Raw genomic sequence first — 20248 nt, forward strand, 5'->3', positions numbered from 1 at the left:
AACGAGCAGGCAGCGCAATGGCGCTGCCTGCTCGGGACGTCGTGGACATCAAGTCCTACCTGGCTACCCGCTGTTGCAAATGAGCCGGATAGCGATCGCCGACGATCTGTATCTGCTTCAGTGCGGTCTCGATGGCCGCCAGTTCGTTGGCAGACAAAGAGACGTTTGCCGCGCCGACGTTTTCTTCCAGACGATGCAGCTTGGTCGTGCCCGGAATCGGCACGATCCACGGATGCTGAGCGAGCAACCAAGCCAGCGCGATCTGCGCGCGTGTCGCGCCCTTGTCGTCGGCAAGCTTGCCGAGTACTTCGACGAGCCCTGCATTCGCCTTGCGATTTTCCTCGGAGAAACGCGGCACGACATTGCGGAAGTCGCTTTTGTCGAATGAGGTCGTCGCGTCGATCGCACCCGTCAGAAAGCCCTTGCCCAGCGGGCTGAACGGCACGAAGCCGATTCCGAGTTCTTTGAGCGTCGGCATTACCGTCTGTTCCGGCGCGCGCCACCACAGCGAATATTCGCTCTGCAGCGCAGCCACGGGTTGCACGGCGTGCGCGCGACGAATGGACTCTGGGCCGGCTTCGGACATGCCGAAGTGTTTGACCTTGCCTTCGGCAATCAGGTCCTTGACAGTGCCGGCCACGTCTTCGAGCGGCACGTTCGGATCCACGCGATGCTGATAGAACAGATCGATACGATCGGTCTTCAGCCGTTTGAGGGAGAGTTCCGCCACCTCACGAATGCGTTCGGGACGACTGTTCAATGCTTTTTTCGAATCGCCGTCCTCAAAGCCGAATTTGGTGGCGATCACGATCTGATCGCGAAACGGCGCGACTGCCTCGCCAACCAGTTCTTCGTTGAGGAATGGGCCGTAGCATTCGGCCGTATCGAAGAAGGTAACGCCCTGCTCGAAAGCGGAGCGGATCAGTTCGATCCCTTGTGTCGTTTCGGTGGCAGGTCCGTAGCCGTAGCTCAATCCCATGCAGCCGAGGCCGAGTGCCGACACCTCCAGGCCGCTGTTTCCCAGTCTGCGCTTTTCCATCTTCACTCTCCTTGACGACGAGGTAGTAATCCAGCAGCTTATGCCGCTGTCCCATTTTCAACAATGGGGCTGGATGTTGAAAAGGTCGTGAGGAAAATTCATTAATACCTTGAGCTTGTTTGTCTGCAGGCGTCGGCAGGCGATAACTGCGGCGCGAATTCGGATTTAAGATTTCCTATAAACGATTTCCTATAAACATCACGACGAGCACCCGCCGTTATGTGACGAGCCGGATTAATTCTGTTCAACTCGGCCCGTAATCCGCTTCATCGATGGCGTCGCATACCAAAAGCAGCGGATTACTCCGCCGAAATTGGCGAAGCCCATTCCGCCGGTCTTGGAAGACGGTGATAGTCGAGATTCCATCCTTCAATATTATTGATCCAAGTCACAAAATAATTCGATTGTTGAGAAGTTTCTGGCATGCGAAATTGGCACCCATCGAGATCGCCGATCGATATCATCTAATGCGAATAAATGGAGTTTGCCATGCAGGTTGCGCTGGAACTGGGTGGGCACTGGCCTGATCATAATCACCATATCGACAATCTCTTTCCCGAGATGCTCGAGGTGGTCAAGCTGGCCGATCAGGTTGGAATCGACGCTTTCCTGATGGGTGAGCATCATTTCATGGACTACAACGCGACGCCTGATCCGATTGCCCTAGCAACCCATATTGCGGCCATGACCAAACGGCAACGCCTGATTCTCGCGGTCATGTTGCTTCCGTTGCACGACCCGCAGCGTCTCGCCGGCGAACTTGCGATGGCTGACCAGCTTACCCGCGGACGCATCGACGTCGGGTTCGGCCGCGGCGGCGGCCCGTACGAATTACGCCGCTTCAACGTGCCATCCGATTATGAATCTGCTCGCGAGATCTTCGAAGAACGGCTGCGCGCCATGCGTCTGCTGTTTGTGGAGAAAGACATTTCCCTCGACTGGAAGCACACGAAATTCAACGACGTCACGATCGTGCCGCCGGTTTTCCAGCGCCCGTATCCGCCGATCTGGCTGTCTGCCCAGCGAGTGGAAGCGGCCTATCACATCGCCAAGCAGGGCTATCACGTGCAGATGGCACAGTTGCGCAATCCGATGTCCTACGTAAAGGAAATGATGAATGCGTTTCACGAAGGGGTAGCGGTAGCGGACCAGCATCAGGGCAAGCAGAACATCGGCATCATCCAATGGGTGTACATCGCGAAAGACGAAGCCGACCGTCGCGAGAAGGTCGAACTTGCTTACCAGAAGCACCGCAAATTCATGGGCATCCTGAAAGATTCATCGACGGTGAAGAGCGGCCGCATTCCGCCGGTCGATCTGCCGGGCTCGCCCGAGGACTATGCGAAGAACGTCGCCATCGGCAGTCTCGAATACGTCACGGAACATCTGCTGGAACTGAAAGAACTCGGCTTCGACTATTTCATGATGCAGGCGCATTGCGGACCGGATCATCGGGACATCATGACCTCGATGGAAACCTTCGGCGAACGCGTTCTGCCCTTGTTACACACGCCTGAAGAAGCCGCAGTAGCGGCAGCAGGCTGAGCGTTTCTCACGGAAGACTGCAATGATTCGATACAAGCTGATTGTTCTGCTCAATTCCGCGGAAGGAAAAGACGAGGAATTCAACGAGTGGTTCGACACACATCATTTGCCCGATGCATTGAAAGTGCCGGGTTTCGTCAGCGGACAGCGTTTCCGGCTGGCTAAAGATCAACGCGAAGGCGCGTCGCGTCAATGGACTTATCTGACCGAGTACGAAGTCGAGACCGCCGATCTGAAGAGCGTGATTGCCGAACTATCGCGGCGGTTGGGCACGCCGGCGATGCGCGTTACCGACAGCATCGCGCCAGGCGGCTCACTGCATTTTTTCGAACCGTTGACGGACATTCAGTTCCGTACGGTGCAGGACGCGCAGAGTTAAAGACATGACGTCGTGGACCGATATAGCCGATTCCAGCGCACAGGCGTTCCGGCGAGTGCTGGGCAGTTTCATGACCGGCGTGACCGTGGTTGCATGCCGCGGTGCAGGCGGCGACGTTCGCGCTTTTACCGCGAATTCGTTTACCTCGGTGTCGCTTGAGCCCGCGCTCGTGTTGGTGTGTTTGTTGAAGAGCTCGCCCAGTGTGGCTATGTTCGCGACTGCGAAATCGTTTTCGATCAGCATTCTGCAGGAGCAGCAGCGAGACATTTCGAAAGGATTCGCATCGCGCGATCCGGAAATCAAGGCGGCCTCCGCACGCAGTCTGATCGGCGAACTAACCCCCTATGTGGCGGATAGCCTCGCAGTCCTCGAGTGCGCGCCGCATCAGACCGTCGATGCCGGCGATCATATTATCCTGCTTGGACGGGTACAGCGTTTTATCGCCGCCGATGGCACACCGCTGGGTTTTTTTCGCGGTGCTTATGTGGGCGTCGACTACGACATTCAGACCCTATAGAAGTAACAGGCATCTGTTATCCATTTGTATTTAATAAAAGGGAGTTCGATATGAAGAAGCCTTTTCAGGTGTTTCGCCGGCATGACGCCAAGCTAGGTTTCGCCAACAACGCGGTCGATGGCTCGATGCTGGATCGCATGGTCGACGAGACCTTCAGCAGCGAAATGGGCGCCGGTATGTTCCGCGTGCATCGTGCGCCGAACACCGTCGCCCTGCCGTACGACGAGGTCGCAATTTGTCTAGAAGGCAAGCTGAAGTTGACCGTTGGCGGTGTCCTGAACAATTTGGAAGTCGGCGATTTCGCGTGGATTCCTAAGGGCACCGATATTACGTTCGACGGCGAAAACGCGGTGGCTTTTTACGGCGTGTTCCCGGTGGACTGGCGTGCCCGCGCTGAGAAGGACGCAGGATCTTGAAGATCATTGCGCGGGATAATGACGCCTACCCGGATTTCCCTGGAGAAAAAATTTAGACTCGGAGCCAAAACGATGATTATCGGTACCCCTTATGCGTCGCCTAACGACATTAGTCTTCAGCTCGATCTGATCAATCACATGTGGGACCAGGCGCCGTACTACGAATTTTTGGTGAGTCAGAGCCAGATGTGCCGCAGGGCGAACAACTGTCTCGAGGACGTCAGGGTCGGGCCGCGACACGAGGAACGCATCGACGTCTATCTGGCGGAGAACGCCGGTGCGCCGATCGTCGTGTTCGTGCATGGGGGATGGTGGCGCGGCGGCACGCGCAAGGAATTCGGCATCTGTGCGAATGGGCTAAACCGGCGCGGATATACGGTGGTGATGGCCGATTACCCGCTCTGTCCGGTGGCGACAATTCCCGATATCACGCAGGCGACGCGCGCGGCCATTGTGTGGGCGTACGAGAATGCCGACGGTATCAACGGCGATCCGGAGCGGATCTTCGTCGTCGGTCATTCCGCTGGCGGCCAGCAGGCGGGAATGGTCGCGGTGACGGACTGGGCTAGCTACGGTGTTCCCGGGAACATTGTGAAGGGCGTGGTACCGATGAGCGGCATCTTCGACATGTACCCGTTCAAATCCTCTTGGTTGCAACCCTGGCTGCAATTGACAGGCGACACGGTGCGCAGCGAGAGCGCAGTGTTAAACATCGGCAAGAACGTGCCGCCGCTACTGGTGATGGTCGGCGCGGAAGAGTCGGTGGAGTTCCACCGGCAAGCGCAACAGTTCGTCGATGCATTGATGGCCCACGGGCATTGCGCGAAATACCTTGACGTGGACGGCGAGGATCATTCCACAATGCTATTTCAGATGGGAAGTCCCGAAAGCCCCGTGACAAACGCGATCGTGGCGTTTTTGGAAAGCTGCCCGATTGGCGCTGCGGTCCGATTGACCGAAACACAGTGAGCTAAAGCTATGCGAAGAGTTTCGTTTTACATCGACGGTGGTCCACTGCTTGACGGCATACGCGGTCAGGGCTTCTCTGTGGATCTGGACTGGATGGCCTTTCTGCGAAGTTCGACCAACAACGCAGAAATCAGCAGAGTCCATTTCTTCATCTCGGAACTACCCGAACAACCGTATCCCGTGAAGCACCAGAATCAGATTGCGTTATTGAAGACTCTGCACGATCAGGGCATAGAGATTCATCTCGGACGCACACAGGTCGTGTCGAGCATTTTTGTGGACCGAGGCATTGAAGCAGCGATGGCAACCAGATTGCTGACCGACGCCCACTCCGATGCATTCGATACCTTTGTCGTCGTCAGCAAGCGCCAGGATCTGTCCTTGCCGCTTGCAGCACTTCAAGAGATGGGGAAAAAAGTCGAAGTGGCGTTCTTTCAATACGAGCGCGATCCGTTCAACCCGCTCCATCGGCATTGTGATCGCACTCATACCATCACGTGTGCGAGCGTCGCGCGGCACGTGCGAAGCGGGCCGGTACCTTATTTCAGCCAGGAAATGGCCACCTACGAAGCGGCTTGATCTCGATGAAAGCAATCCGAGTAGTAGCGCCAGGCGGTCTCGATCGTCTGGAGTTCGTCGATATCGCGGATCCCGGCATGCCCGGAGCGTCGGAGATTCGTGTTCGCATACACGCAACCTCGCTGAACTATCACGACCTGATCGTCGCCGATGGCAGAAAACCGGTGGGCAACCGCCGCATTCCGATGGCCGATGGCGCGGGTGTCGTCGAAGCGGTGGGCTCGCAGGTCACCGAATTCGCAGTGGGCGATTACGTGGTATCGACTTTTTTTCCGACGTGGCTGGAGGGCGCGCCTACGGTTGGTGACTTCTCGACGGTACCCGGTGACGGTGTCGATGGGTTTGCTGTCGAGTACGTCGTGCGCGCGGCTTCGTCGTTTACGCACGCGCCGAAAGGCTTCAGGCATGTAGAAGCCGCCACATTAACGACGGCGGGCGTGACGGCTTGGCGTGCGCTCGTAGTGGATGCCGCGATCAAGGCCGGCGATACGGTCCTCGTTTTGGGAACCGGCGGCGTGTCGATATTCGCGATGCAACTGGCCAAATCATTCGGCGCGAACGTCATCGCAACCTCTTCGTCGGACGCGAAACTTGAACGAGCTCGCGAGATCGGTGCGGATCACTTGATTAATTACAATGATCAGCCTGACTGGTGCAAGGAGGTGATCACCGCCTCGGGCGGCTGCGGTGTAGATATCGTCGTCGAGGTGGGTGGTCCGGGCACGCTCGCGCAATCCATTAAATCATGCCGGATCGGCGGCCATATCGCGTTGATCGGCGTCCTGACAGGCGGTGCCGGACCGGTGCCGACCGCCGCGATGATGGTGCGTCAACAAACTTTGCAAGGTTTGATCGTCGGCAGCCGCGAGCACCAACGTCAACTCGTGCGAGCACTTGATAGCACAGGTGTGCGGCCGGTGGTCGATGCGGTGTTCCCGCTAGAGAATCTTGCCGAGGCTTTCCGCGTGCAGGACAAGGCCGCACACTTCGGAAAGATATGCGTGGAGTTCTGATCGCTCCACGCGTACAGGCAATACTGTTCAGTCTACGTACGGTCCTGCCTTCCTGAGGCCGGCTGTAGGCAAACGATGTCGGTCTGCGACGCATGCACCAGGGCGAGAACCGTCGAACGGATATCGTCGATCGAAATGTCCGGCACCCGCTCTCTCAACGACTCAGAGTAGACCAAATATGCTTTGCGCTCGAGAAGCGGTGAACCCTTCACGGGGTACAGTATTCCATAAGCGTTGTTCTTGTGAAGCGTCCTGACGGGCACCAGCACCGATCCGCCGAATTCGTGCACGAGCCGGCGGCCGAGCGCGGCACCCATCACGGAGACATGCGCGGTTTCATCTACTGCGCCCCAGTGGTACTCCTCTTGCGCCTTCACGCCTGCGTCCCAGTCGATTTCAATGAAGCTGGGGTCCCACGAGTCTCTGAGCGTGCGATCTTCGGTTGACGCAATCACCATGGGGTCGTCGAACAGGAACTCGACGGTAAAGCCGCTGGTGGCGCGCGCCTCGTACACGATACAGAAGTCGAGCCAGCCCTGAAAAAGTCGGTTCACCAGATACTCAGAATCGCCGTTTTCACATCGAACCGCGATGCCCGGATAGGTCCGGCGGGTATTCACCACCCATTGGAACATCACGTCGTCCCACAAGCTCTGATCGCAGCCGACGGAGAGAATACCGTTGAATTCCGACGACAGCGACATTTGCCGGCGCGTCATCTGCCACGTACGAACTAGCGTTTCCGCAAATCGATGAAAACGCACGCCTTCCGGCGTCATTGTTACTCCGGTTTTACTTCGGATTAATACGCGTCTCCTTAGAATATCTTCCAATGCTTTTATTCGCATTGTTACTGTCGAATGAGTGACATGAAGCCGGTCCGCCGCGTTTGCCATGCTGCCGGTCGAGACCACTTCGAGGAACGTCCTCGCCAGTTCAATATTCATCCAGGTTCCCTGCGCTTGAGGTGGTGTTTGGGTTGTTTCGACGCCGCTTTGCGTGGTCGATTGAAGTTGTTGCAACCAAACCGAACGTTACTTCGAACATTTTGAAGCGTCAACGTATCACTATTCGTTCGACGTTCCCTATGCGATGCATGCATTTAGTGGTAAGCGCACATGACTATTCAAACTTATTGAACGTATCCCGAGAAAAATTCAATTGTCTCGAATTTTTTGGCATGGGACTATTTTTCAAGCCGGAAGGATTGCTTGAAAAATTTAAAGGCGGCCCGGCAAGGCATTTTTTATCCTTCATGCAAAAATTGAACGCGCGAGTTGTTTTCCATTTGAGTCAGTCTGATGTTCCGAATGAGCGTCCATCAATGTATTGTTTTTTAATCTGCCAAGCGGAGCTTAAGAGTGGATGATCTTTTTATATCTGATTGCGTCGAAATTTTGAAAGAGAAAGTGGCGCGAAAACAAATCTCAAAACGCGACTTCCTCCGGCTGTGCTTGTCGATGGGCGCGGGAGCGGCAGCGTCGGGATTGGGTCTCGGCACTGCGTTTTCAGCTGACGAACGCGTCACGCTGGCTAACTTCGGCGGCGACGCGATCAAGGCTTACAACGATGCGTGGACCAATCAGTTTAGGCAGGAGACCGGCATCGGCGTGAACCTTGATGGCTCGGGTCCGCTGGTTGGCAGCGTCAAGAAAATGATCGACGAGAACAACGTGCATTGGGACATCGTCGATGGCGACGGCATGTACGGCCCAATTCTCGGTAGCAAATATCTTGAGCCGATCGACTATTCGATTGTCAACCCGAAGGGCTTTTTCCCCTGGAACAAGCAGCCGTACGGCGCGGGCAGCTATGTGTACTCGCACGTGCTGACCTATGATTCGAGCAAGTTTGCGAAGGCGCCGAACTCGTGGACAGACTTCTTCGATCTGAAACGCTTTCCCGGCAAGCGGGCGATGTTCAAATGGTTCCTGTGCATGCCGGAGGCGTGCATGCTCGCCGCGGGCAGGAAGCCGAGCGAAGTCTATCCGATCGATATGAAAGTCGTGCTCGACATGGTTAAGTCGCTCGGCGACAACCTCGTGCTATGGGATACGGGCGCATCGAGTCAACAGCTGTTTCTGAACGGCGATATCGTCATGGGCAACATCTGGAACACCCGGGCAATGCGCCTGAATCATGATACGAAGGGGCGTATCGCATCTACGTGGAATCAGCAGATCGTCGTGCCGGCCACCTGGAACATTCCGAAGGGTAGCAAACACGTCGCCGCCGCGCAGCGGTTCATCGCATCGACACAAGACGTCAAAAGGCAGATCAAGCTGCTCGACGAGATGGGTAACGGTCCCGCTAATCCCGCCGCGCTGCCGCTCCTCACGGCGGCGCAAAAGCAGGTGAATCCCACTTCGCATCTGGATGTAGGCATTATTCGCAACGACCTTTGGTATGCGGAAAATTACGACACTCAACTGGGTAACTGGCTCGATGCAATCTCCGGCTAAGCTCTCTGGAGGCGCAACGGACATGAATCAGGTCAATCCCGGCACATGGCCGAGACTAAACCCGATCTGGTGCCTGCTGCTGCCCATGATCATTCTCGTCGGTTGCCTGTATCTGGTGCCGGTGATCAACGTATTGCTGATGAGTGTCAGCGAGCCTCATGTCGGCCTCGAGAACTATCATCGCATGATGAGTGCGCGTGGGCCTTTGAGGGTGCTGTTCACCACGCTGCGCGTCAGCGCGATCACGACGGTCCTGGCGGTCCTGGCAGGCTACATTGTGTCGTATGCGATGGCGAACGTCGGCGAGATGCATCGGCGCATCCTGATGCTGGGCGTCGTGATTCCTCTTTGGATCTCCGTGCTGATCCGTTCGCTATCGTGGATGGTGCTGCTAGCTGACAACGGTCCCGTGAATAGCTCGCTGATTCATAGTGGACTGGTCAGCGCGCCCGTGCATTTCGTGAACAACGAGATTGGCGTCGTGATCGGCATGACGCATTATCTCTTGCCTTACGCGGTGCTGCCGATTTTCGCGGCGATGCGCGATATCGACCAACGGCTGCTGTTCGCATCGCGCAGTCTGGGCGCGGGCGCAACCCGTACTTTCCTGAAAGTGTATTTGCCGTTGACCATTCAAGGCGCATTCGCTGCGACAGTCATCGTATTCGTATTCGGACTGGGCTTTTACGTGACGCCCGCGATTCTTGGTGGCGGCCGGGTAGTGATGATGGCCGAGTCGATTAACGTCGAGATTATGCAGACCTTGCGTTGGGGTTTTGGCGCGGCGCAGGCCGTCTTCCTACTGGTGATCACCGTCGTGCTCGTACGTTTGATGGCGAAGACCGTGGGCTTTAAAAAGGGGTTAGGGTCATGAAGCGTCATATCCCTCCCGGTATGGCCGTGACGATTGTGAGCGCGTGGATCCTGATCGGTTTTCTGGTCGCGCCGCTGTTTGTGGTCGTGCCGTACTCGCTGACACCAGAGCGCTATCTGTCGATGCCGGATGGCGTGCTGTCACTGCGCCATTACCGCACGCTCGTCACCGATTCCGCGTGGATCGGCGCGATCTGGAACAGCGTGCTGGTCGCAGCCGGGGCAACTGTGATTGCGACGCCGGTCGGTGGCGCGGCGGCGATCGGCGTTTGGCAACTCGGCGGCCGCGTCGGGCGCGTGGTGAGCGCGCTGGCCGTGCTGCCCATGGTGGTGCCGTCCATCGTGACCGCGTTGGCGCTGTCTCGCACCTGGGTAACGCTGCATCTGTTCGACACTTACTCCGGAGTGATTCTCTCGCACGCAATCATCGGCGTGCCGTTCGTGTTTATGACCGCGATCGCGGCGCTAGAAACGTTGGACCGCCGAACGTTCCAGGCGGCGCGTAGTTTGGGAGCCGGTTCGCTGCGCAGCGTGCGCGACGTGGTCGTGCCGAATATCAAAACAGGGTTGATCTCCGGTGCCGTGTTTGCGTTCTTCGCGTCGTGGGATGAAATCGTCGTCACGTCATTTGTTTCCGCGCAAACCGTTTTCACGCTGCCGCGCAAGATCTTCTCTGACATTCGCGACAACATCGATCCGGCTGTCACCGCGATTTCGACAATTATGATCATCGTCACTTTTGCCGTCGCCGTTGTTTATCTGCTTCGCGCACTGCCCCGTGCGAAGATCAAGGAGTCTCCATGAGTGCCATCGAAAACATCGCTTCAGCAGAGGCGGGCATCAGACTGTATGGATTGTCGAAGTACTACGGCGACTTCCGTGCGCTGGACGATATCGATCTCGTGGTGCGCCCTAGCGAATTCCTAACTTTGCTAGGTCCGTCCGGCTCCGGGAAAAGCACGCTACTGATGGCCTTAGCCGGTTTCGTCGATCCTACGCACGGCGACCTGTTCCTTGGCGGAAAGTCGATTCTGCGGCTGCCACCGGAGCAAAGAAACTTCGGCGTTGTGTTCCAGGGCTATGCGCTCTTTCCGCACATGACGGCGGCCGAGAACATTGCTTATCCGTTGAAAGTACGCGGCCTCGCTAAAAACGAGATTGGGAAGCGCGTGAAGAATACGCTAGATCTCGTTCAACTCGGCCATCTGGCCAGTCGCTACCCGAAGCAACTTTCCGGCGGACAGCAGCAACGCGTTGCATTAGCGCGTGCGCTGGTGTTCTCGCCGAAGGTACTGTTGCTCGACGAGCCGATGGGCGCGCTGGACAAGAAGCTACGTCACGATCTGCAAGTCGAATTGCGGCAATTGCATCGGCGGCTCGGCTGCACGTTCATCAATGTGACGCACGATCAGGACGAAGCGATGGCGATGTCGGATCGCATTGCCATCATGCGCGCGGGCAAGATTGTGCAGCTGGACGAACCCGACAAGCTATATAACCAGCCGAAAACAAAGTTCGTCGCCGATTTTCTCGGCAAGAACAATTTCGTCGAAGGTAAGGTTGCGCGGGTTGGCAACGGCGTAGCCGATATCGAAACTGCGGACGGCACCGTTCTTTATGAGGTATCCGAACGGTCGATCGTGCAGGGTGCTTCCGTGCTGCTCGCCGTTCGGCCACAACGTCTTAGATTCGGCCCGGGTCCGAATAGCCGCAAGGCAGTCGTGCAGACAGCGATGTTTCTCGGCACTCATGTCGAGATGACCCTGCGCTCGGCTTCCGGGCAAATTCTGTCGGCAACCGTCGAGGCGGGACCGGCGGCGCAATTTGCGCGCGAAGGCGCGAGCGTCGACGTGGGCTGGGCCCCGGCCGCAGCTACGCTGGTCGAAGCCGATTAAGTATCCGTAGGTTACGGCGGTTCTAGTAGTGGCGTGCCCTCATCGCTATTAGCCGTCGCCCCTTGCATTCTCCTTGTAATCCGAATGTGCGCGATGCCTTGGCGCGGAATCTGTTCGTCATTTACGTAGCACTACTAACAAAACCTTGAGGTGATAATTTGAAGACTCGTATTATTGCAGGGGTGGCCTTGGCATTGCTCGCCGTGTGCCAGGAATCGCACGCTCAATCGTCGGTGACGCTGTACGGCCGGATCGACGAATCGCTTCAGTATATCCACAACACGGGTGGCAAGAGCAATCAGATCGGCCTGCAATCGACGCAGATGTGGGTGACGCGCTGGGGCTTGATGGGTAAAGAAGACATCGGCGGCGGCAATAAGGTGATTTTCAAGCTTGAAAGCACCTTCGACCTAAACAACGGGAAGTCCGGTTCGAGCGGTTCGATATTCGATCGCAGCGCCTATGTCGGCGTGGCCAGCGATCATTACGGAACGGTTACGATGGGCCGGCAGTTCGACGTGCTTCAAGATATTGTCACGCCGGTGCAGGGCAATTACTATCTGGAGTACTTCACAACGCCTGGCGACATCGATCTTGCGGACGGCTCAATCAAAGCCAACAGTGCAGTGAAGTGGATTAGCCCGAGCTGGGACGGCTTGCAGATCGGGTTGAACTACGGCTTCGGCGGCGTGGCCGGTTCGACTGGCTCAGGCCAGTTCTATGCTGCCGCTGCGAACTATACCGTGGGCCACCTCATCGTGGCGGGTGGTTACATTCACTCCGATAACGGCAACCCGGTCTATTCCGATCGTGGGACCGGAAGCGCGACTGGGCTTTTCTATACACCGGTGAATGGCGCTTACGCCACGTCGAAGGCGTTCAACATCGCCCGCGCGGGTGCGAGCTACGCCATAGGTCCGGTCACGCTAGGCGGTTATTACAGCTACTCCGAGTATCTACCGGACGGTTATTCAACATTCAGCAAGGCGGAACGCTACAACAACGGCTCCGTGTTCGCCTATTGGCAAGCGACGCCGTCGGTGGCAGTCGAAGCCGGCTACGACTTCCTGAAATCGCACGGCGATTCTTCAGCGACGTATCACCAGGCGAGCGCGTCCGCTTCGTATTCGTTGAGCAAAGCGACCATGGTGTACGCCTCGTTCGCGTACGCTCATGCATCGGGTACCAATGGTGCGGGCGCAGCGCAGGCGGTGATTGCCGACTCATGGGCGCTGGGCGGAAAGTCGACGCAGGAAATGGTTCTATTGGGTATCGCGCATCAATTCTAACGGTTGGACCGGGCCGGCAATGGGACGATTGCCGGCCTCCGCAGGCGACGAGATGGGATCGTGGAAGAACATATGAATGTCGATGGCGACGCCGACCGCACCAATGGCATCAGTTCCTTACGCAATGGCATTGCAACGGGATTGCGCAAGCCGGGCATCGACCCGCAAACTGGCGGACCATCTGTCACCCCAAGTGTCCCTTGGTCGCTCTCGGGTCTGTTCGCGGGATTTGGACTCCTGACGGTGGGCAACGGGTTATTCCAGACGTTGATTCCGCTGCACATGGTGCGTCTCGCCGCCCCGACTTTCGTAATTGGGCTGATTCAATCCTGCTACTACCTAGGCTTCGTGGTGGGTGCCGTGACGAGCCGCAAGATTATTGAGAGGATCGGCCAGCATCGCACCTTCATCTGTGCGGCGGCTCTCGTTTCGATCATCGCGCTCATCTTCGCGCAGTGTGATTCGCCGGCAGTGCTGGCCGGTCTCAGATTGCTCAGTGGACTCGCTTTCGTGGCGCTTTATATGTCCATCGAAAGCTGGTTGCACATCTCCGTGGAAAACCGGCAGCGCGGGCAGATATTCGGCGCATACGCGGCGATCAATTATCTGGCCGCAGGCATTGGCCAGTTGATGCTTATCGTCGGCAATGCCTCGCATGCAGCGCAGTTCTCCATCGTGGGCGCACTGGCTGTAAGCGCGATCGTTCCGGTGGCGCTGCTCGACGGCTGGCCCGTGACGGCGGTCGACGCCGTTGCTATCCGCAAGCCATCGCAGCACTTGGCCCATACATTCGTCGCTGTGGCAAAGTCGACACGACTGGCCTTGCCCGGCTGCATTCTCGGCGGCATGCTGTATAGCGCGATCTTCTCGATGACCCCGCTGTTTTTGGAGCAGAAGGGATACGACAATACGGATCTGGCTATTTTCATGGCAGCAGTCATGTTCGGTGCGTGGTTGCCGCAATGGCCGATCGGACGTCTTTCGGACCGCTTCGACCGGCGCCGGATCATTGCGACGATCGCCGCGGTTTCCGCCGGTTTGAGTGTGATATTGCTGGTGTGGAGCGCACGGCCGGTCGTGTGGGTCGTGTATTTGACCTATTCCGCTGTTACGCTGACGCTTTACAGCCTAAATGTATCCCATATTAACGATTGCACGGCCCCAGGAAGCCGGGTCGCAGTATCGGGAATCCTGCTGGTGCTTTTCTCGCTCGGCGGCGTACTCGGACCGCCGGTAATCGCGGTGTTGATGACTTGGGCCGGCCCTAGCGGGCTGTTCGTGTTCAACGCGGTGATCGCGTCGATCTTGTATTTCGCCGCTGTATGCGCGTTGCGCTCTAGACAGCAAGGAAACGCATCGCATGGCAGGTAGCAATTTCCCATAAACAGACTTAACCATTCGATGACTATGAGACATATTGCAGCGAAATCTTCACCTGCATGGAGCGAAGCTGAAACGAGGGCCCGTCATGATCTGGCGGCCGCATACCGGTTGATCGCGCATTTCGGCATTGACGATAGCATCGACACGCACATTTCCGTTCGGGTGCCCGGAACCGTCGACCAGTTTCTGATTAACCCTTACGGCACACTATTCAAGAACATCACCGCTTCTTCGCTGGTGAAGATCGACACGAGCGGAAATAGCCTGGACGAGTCGCAGGACGTGAATCCAGCAGGCTTTACCATCCATAGCGCGATCCATGCCCATCGTCACGATGCAATCTGTGTGCTCCACGCGCATAGCTTGGCTGGTGTTGCGGTGTCCTCGATGGCGTGCGGACTTCGACCGGTCAATCAGTGGGCGCTGCAGTTTTATAACCGCGTGTCGTATCACGATTTTGAAGGCATTGCACTGCATCTGGAGGAGCGTGAACGGCTGGTGAAAGATCTCGGCCCGACTTCGAAAGTGTTGATACTTCGCAACCACGGCCTGCTGACCTGCGGTAACTCGGTGGCGGAAGCCTTCATCCTGATGATGAACATGGAGCGGGCATGCCGGGTTCAGGTCGCTATTCAATCGACGGGGGAGAAGACTTATCCGGTGCCTCGGGAAGTGTGCGAACTGACTGCCCGTCAATACGAAACCTGGGCGGATGCAGAGAAAAAGGCGAGAGGGGATCCGTTTGGGCGGGAGTGGTCCGCTTACTTGCAGAGACTGGAGGCTACGACATCGTCGTACCGCGATTGAAACTTCTCGGCGTAAGGCAAAACGACCATTCCACGGAGCAATCTGGCATGCGGGAAATCCTGTTGGTAAAGACGGACAGCGGCGCGGGTTTGACCGTGTGGCAGAAAGTCTTCAAGGAACTGCTTCCCGATATCGACGTGTACGACTGGGCGGATCAATTCGTCAATCGGGAACGAGTGGCTTACGTGCTTGTCTGGCAGCCGGAGCCAGGGCAACTCAGCCGTTACCCGCGCTTGCGCCTGATCTTGAGCGACGCTGCGGGAGTCGGGCATATTCTCGCCGACCCGCAGCTTCCGAAGAACATCCCGATTGCACGCATGGTCACCCAGGAAACCGCTGAGAGAATGGCTGATTTCGTTTCGATGGCCGCACTTGGATTGGTGCGGCAATTGCCGGAACTGATCGAAGCGCAGCGTTCGCGCCACTGGGCGACGGAACTCACAGGCCGAGTGTCCAGCGAGGTATCGGCCGGCGTGATGGGCTTGGGACATCTGGGCGGATATGTTGCGCTGCGGCTCGGCGCAATCGGTTTTCGTGTGTCGGGCTGGGCACGATCGCAAAAGACGCTTGCGGGAGTGGCCACGTATGCCGGTATGGAGGAGCTTCCAAACTTTCTCGCGAAGACGGATATCCTGATCAATTTGTTGCCCGAGACTCACGAGACTGCCGGGATAATCGGCGCAAAGGCACTCTCACAGTTGGCACGTGGTGCCTCCGTCATCAATGTTGGCCGCGGCACCCATCTGGACCTCGATGCGTTGGTGGAAAAAATCGATAGCGGTCATTTAAGCGGTGCCGTGCTTGACGTATTTAAAAACGAGCCGCTAGCGTCAGATCATCCGCTATGGCAGCATCCACGTGTTCTAGTCACCCCCCACGTGGCTTCTTTTCTCTCGCTTCGTGCGCGTGCCGGGCACGCGGCACAAGCAATCCAGGCTTTTCGCCAGGGCAATGCACTGCCTTATGCTTTCGACCGTGTCGCTGGCTATTGAGTCGAGGTAAAGCGCCCCGAGTTATCCGAGACCTCAACTTTTCCTGATCCTTCGTTCTTGCCATCCACAATCTCGGCCACGATAGTTCCCGCAAAAATTTGCTGGGAACCAAATTATCTCCATTCACCGCTGCCGAGAGAACGGTCGTGATGAAGTGATCCTGCCTTGTTTCTACGTATGACAAATTATTGCTGCGATCATCCTAGCCTCGTAATCGACGGGAGTAGAGAAATCGATAGTGGTGTGCAGGCATTGTCGATTGTAGTAGCCCTCGATCTAGTCGACGATATCCAGACGAGCCTGAGCGCGCGTTTCGTAGCGAACTTGATAGATTCGTTCGACTTTCAGGGTTTTGAAGAAGCTTTCCATTGGCGTGTTGTCCCATGCGTTAGCGCCACGGCTCATCGAAACATTCATCTTGAAGTCAGCGGCCAGTTTTCGCTACGCCCGACTTGCATATTGGGCGGATTCAACCGGTCCTCGCAACACCTTAAACTGAGGAGGTGTTGCCATGGTTCAGAGTGCAAAGCGTATGTATCAGTTGACAGGGCGGGCAGCGATGTACTCACCGGGTGCACCGTCGCTTAGAAATGAGGCCGAGCTTCGCTTTTGCCTACAGATCGGAACTGGCATTACAAGCGAGAAAGCCGCGGAGGCGGTCGGGGTGTCTCAGGCAGTAGGCGGTCGCTGGTTCCGCTATTGTGGCGGTATGCCACTATTCATGTCGAAACCTATCGCTGGTCGATACTTGTCGTTCGCTGAGCGAGAATAGATAGCATTGCTCTCTATCCAAAACGTCGGTGTACGCGAGATCGCCCGCCGCATCGGACGCAGTCCATCAACCGTTTCAAGAGAGCTTACCCGCAATGCGGCGACCCGCGGTGGGTACCTCGAGTATCGTGCTTCGGTCGCGCAGTGGAAGGCGGAACGGTTCGCCAAACGACCAAAGCCGGCGAAGCTCGCGAGTAATGCGCGGCTGCTCCAATATGTAAGGGAGCGTTTGGAGGGCGAGGTGCGTGACGCGCATGGCCATGCTATTGCAGGTCCTAAGCAGGCGCCCTTCAAGGGGCGCAATAAACCACATCGCGGTGACCGAAAGTGGGTCAACGGCTGGTCACCTGAGCAAATTGCCAATCGATTGAAGACCGATTTCCCGGATGACGAATCAATGCGCATCTCTCACGAAGCCATTTATCAAGCCCTTTATATTTAAGGGCGTGGCGCGCTCAAACGCGAGTTGGTGGGTTGTCTTCGCACCGGGCGTGCCTTGCGCGTTCCCCGGGCGAGAGCGCGTGCCAAGGCATGGGCGCACGTTAGCGAGGAGGTGATAATTTCTAGCCGGCCTGCAGAGGCGCAAGATCTTGCTGTGCCGGGCCATTGGGAGGGCGACCTGATTATTGGCTTGAATCGATCAGCCATTGGAACGTTGGTGGAAAGATCGAGTCGCTTTACGATGCTCATACACTTACCTCGCGAGAAGGCTATGGTGTGATTCTGCGCACGAATAACGGGCCTGCGCTCGCCGGCTATGGAGCTGTCACGATGGCCAACGCACTCAAGAAGACTGTGGCGGACTTACCTGCCCAGTTGTGGCGGTCGTTGACATGGGATCGTGGCAAAGAACTGTCCGATCACGCCCGCTTCACTATTGAGTCGGGCGTAGAGGTCTTCTTCGCCGACCCGCACAGCCCCATGGCAGCGCGGTACGAACGAAAACACCAATGGCCTGCTAAGACAGTACTTTCCAAAGGGCACGGACCTGTCCAGATGGAGTGTTCAAGAGCTTCAGGCAGTTGCTAACACGTTGAACGCGAGGCCCCGGAAAACTCTCGGCTGGGACACGCCTGCGGAGACTCTGGACTCCTACCTAAAATCCGTTCAACATTCTAGTGTTGCTAGGACCGGTTGAATCCGCCCAATATCGAATGCCGGTCTATCGGAAGGGTTTGGACAAGCATTCTGTCAAACAAAGCATGTTGCGCCGGGGCAATTGCCTCGACAACGCGGCGATGGAAAGCTTCTTTGGCACACCAAAGTCAGAATTCTTCCACCTAAACAAGTTTCGAGACGTTGATGAACTCCACGCCGGACTGAAAAACTACATTCACTACTACAATCACGAACGTATCAAGATGAAGCTAGGAGGCGTGAGCCCCGTCGCATACCGGTCTCAGCTCGCAGCAGCATAGCTGTCACACCGTCCAACCTTCGGGGTCAGTTCATTTATTGGTGGACACCAAATTCGCCAATTAATGAGGCTATCTACACGGTAATTAAGACACGCTTACGATTGAAGGAAAAGGGTGCCCTCTGAGAAGTTCGGCCGGACATTTCGAACTATACCTCCGTCACATTTTGTGCGAATTCTTGAGTCGACTCTGCAGCGTGCGGCTGGCAAGTCGAGGGATTCGTCCATTGCCAATGGTACTAAAAAATTTATACCCTAGTCGACCGGAACACCTGTGATTAGAGTCTCGGTCTTGTCAGGCGCTACGCATCGGTGTAATCGCAAACATTGCCATTAATGCCGATCCAAACAGTGATGGAATTTCAGAGGTCATGTGTGGCAGGGTTCACGAAACGGTCGATGACTTGAGCTAGTCTGTCGAATGCTGGAGCGATATCATTGTCATGCACGCACGCATAGCCAATGAGCAATCCGGACTCCGCGTCTGACAGATGCGCGTAATAGCCGGATAACGGTCGCACCACGATGCCCTCGGCGAGCGCTGCGATGGCGAGCGCGCGATCGTCGACGTGTTTGGGCAACTTGAGCACGAGATGCAGGCCGGCGTCGGCTCCTGCGGTCGCGAGCGCGTCTCCATAACGGCGGACAATGGTCTCAAGCATCACGTCGCGGCGCTGACAATAAAGTGTGCGCATGCGTCGAATGTGCGTGGTGAAATGCCCTTGTTCGATGAATTCCGCGAGTACAGCCTGCTGCAACAGCTGTCCTTCGCGATAAAGCTCGGCGCTCGCCATAGCAAAGTTCTCCGCCAGCGCTTCCGGCACGACCACGTAGCCGATGCGCAGCCCCGGAAATAACGTTTTACCGAAACTGCCGACATAGATCACCTGCCCATTCGAATCCATGCCTTGTAGTGATGCAAGCGGCCGGCTGCCGTAGCGAAATTCGCTGTCGTAATCGTCCTCGATGATCCAGCAGCGATGCTGGCGCGCGTATTCAAGCAGCATGCGGCGACGCGCAAGACTCATCACCATGCCAAGCGGATATTGATGCGACGGTGTCACGAGCATCAACTTCGGGGGCGAGGCAAAATCTGCGGGCGTCGGCGCGATGCCTTCCGCATCGACGGGAATCGCCTTCAAATCAAGGCCGGACACTTGCAGCACGCTGCGCACGCCCCAGTAACATGGGTCCTCGGTCCAGATCGTGTCGCCGGGATCCGCGAGCAGGCGAGCGGCGAGGTCGATCGACTGATGGATGCCAGTCGTCACGATGATCTGCTCTGGCGCACACCGCACCGAGCGTGAGGTGCGCAGGTAATGTGCGAGCGCGTCACGCAATCTCGCGTGGCCGCCGCCGGGGGCGTAGGTCAATAGATCAGGTAGTGGGCCGCGCCAGTATTTTGCGTGCAGGCGGCTCCATACATGCGATGGAAACCGCGAGACGTCCGGCACGCCCGGCATAAAAGCGCCGCCCTGCCTTCTGGAGACGCCCGCGCCCGCGATTAGCCGCGCGCCGCGCATCGAAAGCGCCGAAGCCGTGCCGCATGACGCGATGGCGGCGGGCGGTGCGTCGTCGAAGAGAAACTCGTGGGGCGCGCTATGCGCAACGAACGTGCCGCTTCCGGTCGCCGACAACATGTAACCCTCAAGCGCGAGCTGCTCATAGACATGCGTCACCGTATTGCGCCCGATGCCTAACTCGGCTGCGAGCAGCCGCGACGACGGTACTTTCGCGCCAGCGGCAAGCTCGCGCGTGAGGATTGCCTGCTGCAGGAGCCGGTGCAATTGCTGGTAGATCGGCTGGCCGTTGCTGCGATCGATACGCTGTGCCAACCAATCGGAAAGCAAGCTTGCGCGGTTCGACATCCCAACTGGCTCCTGTAGATTAATTGAAATGGCT

At 57.0% G+C, this 20248-nt stretch carries 18 protein-coding genes and 3 pseudogenes; 17 read left to right on the forward strand and 4 right to left on the reverse strand.

The features are described 5' to 3' along the window. Nucleotides 1-55: 55 nt before the first annotated feature. Nucleotides 56-1039, reverse strand: a complete 984-nt coding sequence (locus tag NCR98_RS22520) for an aldo/keto reductase (protein WP_250527349.1) — start codon at nt 1037-1039, stop codon at nt 56-58. 489 nt (nt 1040-1528) lie between these two features. Between NCR98_RS22520 and NCR98_RS22525 the strand changes: the two genes are divergently transcribed. The 7 genes from NCR98_RS22525 to NCR98_RS22555 all read left to right on the forward strand — a co-directional run bounded on the left by NCR98_RS22525 (nt 1529) and on the right by NCR98_RS22555 (nt 6457). Then, on the forward strand, nt 1529-2584 hold the full coding sequence (locus NCR98_RS22525; protein WP_250527350.1) for an LLM class flavin-dependent oxidoreductase: 1056 nt from the start codon (nt 1529-1531) through the stop codon (nt 2582-2584). 22 nt (nt 2585-2606) lie between these two features. After that, on the forward strand, nt 2607-2963 hold the full coding sequence (locus tag NCR98_RS22530) for a DUF4286 family protein (RefSeq protein ID WP_250527351.1): 357 nt from the start codon (nt 2607-2609) through the stop codon (nt 2961-2963). A gap of 4 nt (nt 2964-2967) precedes the next feature. Then, on the forward strand, nt 2968-3480 hold the full coding sequence (locus NCR98_RS22535; RefSeq protein WP_250527352.1) for a flavin reductase family protein: 513 nt from the start codon (nt 2968-2970) through the stop codon (nt 3478-3480). Between the two features lie 50 nt (nt 3481-3530). Beyond that, entirely contained in the window at nt 3531-3896 is a 366-nt protein-coding gene (locus NCR98_RS22540; protein WP_250527353.1) for a EutQ-related cupin domain-containing protein, read from the forward strand. Nucleotides 3897-3968: 72 nt separating this feature from the next. Beyond that, complete coding sequence (locus NCR98_RS22545; RefSeq protein WP_250527354.1) at nt 3969-4865, forward strand: alpha/beta hydrolase; 897 nt, start codon at nt 3969-3971, stop codon at nt 4863-4865. Between the two features lie 9 nt (nt 4866-4874). After that, nucleotides 4875-5444, forward strand: a complete 570-nt coding sequence (locus tag NCR98_RS22550) for an NYN domain-containing protein (protein ID WP_250527355.1) — start codon at nt 4875-4877, stop codon at nt 5442-5444. A 5-nt stretch (nt 5445-5449) separates the two neighbouring features. After that, the gene (locus NCR98_RS22555; protein WP_250527436.1) at nt 5450-6457 is read left to right on the forward strand and encodes a zinc-dependent alcohol dehydrogenase family protein; all 1008 of its coding nucleotides are present in this window, start codon (nt 5450-5452) and stop codon (nt 6455-6457) included. Nucleotides 6458-6489: 32 nt separating this feature from the next. Here NCR98_RS22555 and NCR98_RS22560 read toward each other — a convergent pair whose 3' ends face one another. Next, the gene (locus tag NCR98_RS22560) at nt 6490-7404 is read right to left on the reverse strand and encodes a LysR family transcriptional regulator (RefSeq protein WP_250527356.1); all 915 of its coding nucleotides are present in this window, start codon (nt 7402-7404) and stop codon (nt 6490-6492) included. A 462-nt stretch (nt 7405-7866) separates the two neighbouring features. Between NCR98_RS22560 and NCR98_RS22565 the strand changes: the two genes are divergently transcribed. The 8 genes from NCR98_RS22565 (at nt 7867) to NCR98_RS22600 (ending at nt 16158) form a co-directional block, all read left to right on the forward strand. Beyond that, nucleotides 7867-8919 (forward strand): extracellular solute-binding protein, encoded by a 1053-nt coding sequence (locus NCR98_RS22565; protein ID WP_250527357.1) that lies wholly within the window; start codon nt 7867-7869, stop codon nt 8917-8919. 22 nt (nt 8920-8941) lie between these two features. Then, nucleotides 8942-9793 carry an ABC transporter permease gene (locus tag NCR98_RS22570; protein WP_250527358.1) on the forward strand — a complete coding sequence of 284 codons (852 nt, stop codon included), beginning with the start codon at nt 8942-8944 and terminating at the stop codon, nt 9791-9793. Next, nucleotides 9790-10596: an ABC transporter permease gene (locus NCR98_RS22575; protein ID WP_250527359.1), complete on the forward strand. Its 807-nt coding sequence runs from the start codon at nt 9790-9792 to the stop codon at nt 10594-10596. The genes NCR98_RS22570 and NCR98_RS22575 overlap by 4 nt, the downstream gene beginning before the upstream one ends. After that, the gene (locus NCR98_RS22580; RefSeq protein WP_250527360.1) at nt 10593-11687 is read left to right on the forward strand and encodes an ABC transporter ATP-binding protein; all 1095 of its coding nucleotides are present in this window, start codon (nt 10593-10595) and stop codon (nt 11685-11687) included. Before NCR98_RS22575 ends, NCR98_RS22580 begins: the two co-directional genes overlap by 4 nt. A 158-nt stretch (nt 11688-11845) precedes the next feature. Next, a complete protein-coding gene (locus NCR98_RS22585) occupies nt 11846-12976 on the forward strand; it encodes a porin (protein WP_250527361.1) in 1131 nt (376 codons plus the stop codon). A gap of 60 nt (nt 12977-13036) precedes the next feature. Then, on the forward strand, nt 13037-14347 hold the full coding sequence (locus NCR98_RS22590; RefSeq protein ID WP_250527362.1) for an MFS transporter: 1311 nt from the start codon (nt 13037-13039) through the stop codon (nt 14345-14347). Nucleotides 14348-14377: 30 nt separating this feature from the next. Beyond that, nucleotides 14378-15166 carry a class II aldolase/adducin family protein gene (locus tag NCR98_RS22595; RefSeq protein WP_502799794.1) on the forward strand — a complete coding sequence of 263 codons (789 nt, stop codon included), beginning with the start codon at nt 14378-14380 and terminating at the stop codon, nt 15164-15166. Between the two features lie 47 nt (nt 15167-15213). Next, entirely contained in the window at nt 15214-16158 is a 945-nt protein-coding gene (locus tag NCR98_RS22600; RefSeq protein WP_250527364.1) for a 2-hydroxyacid dehydrogenase, read from the forward strand. A gap of 171 nt (nt 16159-16329) precedes the next feature. On the opposite strand, the pseudogene NCR98_RS22605 reads toward NCR98_RS22600, so the two are convergent. Then, a pseudogene (locus NCR98_RS22605) lies at nt 16330-16626 on the reverse strand (IS3 family transposase); the annotation flags it as partial. 64 nt (nt 16627-16690) lie between these two features. Between NCR98_RS22605 and NCR98_RS22610 the strand changes: the two are divergent. Beyond that, a pseudogene (locus tag NCR98_RS22610) lies at nt 16691-18067 on the forward strand (IS30 family transposase). A gap of 7 nt (nt 18068-18074) precedes the next feature. Then, nucleotides 18075-18347: pseudogene (locus tag NCR98_RS22615) on the forward strand (IS3 family transposase); the annotation flags it as partial. 361 nt (nt 18348-18708) lie between these two features. Here the strand turns inward: NCR98_RS22615 and pdxR are convergent. After that, nucleotides 18709-20214: a MocR-like pyridoxine biosynthesis transcription factor PdxR gene (gene pdxR, locus NCR98_RS22620; protein WP_250527365.1), complete on the reverse strand. Its 1506-nt coding sequence runs from the start codon at nt 20212-20214 to the stop codon at nt 18709-18711. Between the last annotated feature and the right edge of the window lie 34 nt (nt 20215-20248).

The organism is Caballeronia sp. GAWG2-1 (assembly GCF_023631405.1).
In the GTDB taxonomy this organism is placed as follows: Bacteria; Pseudomonadota; Gammaproteobacteria; order Burkholderiales; family Burkholderiaceae; genus Caballeronia.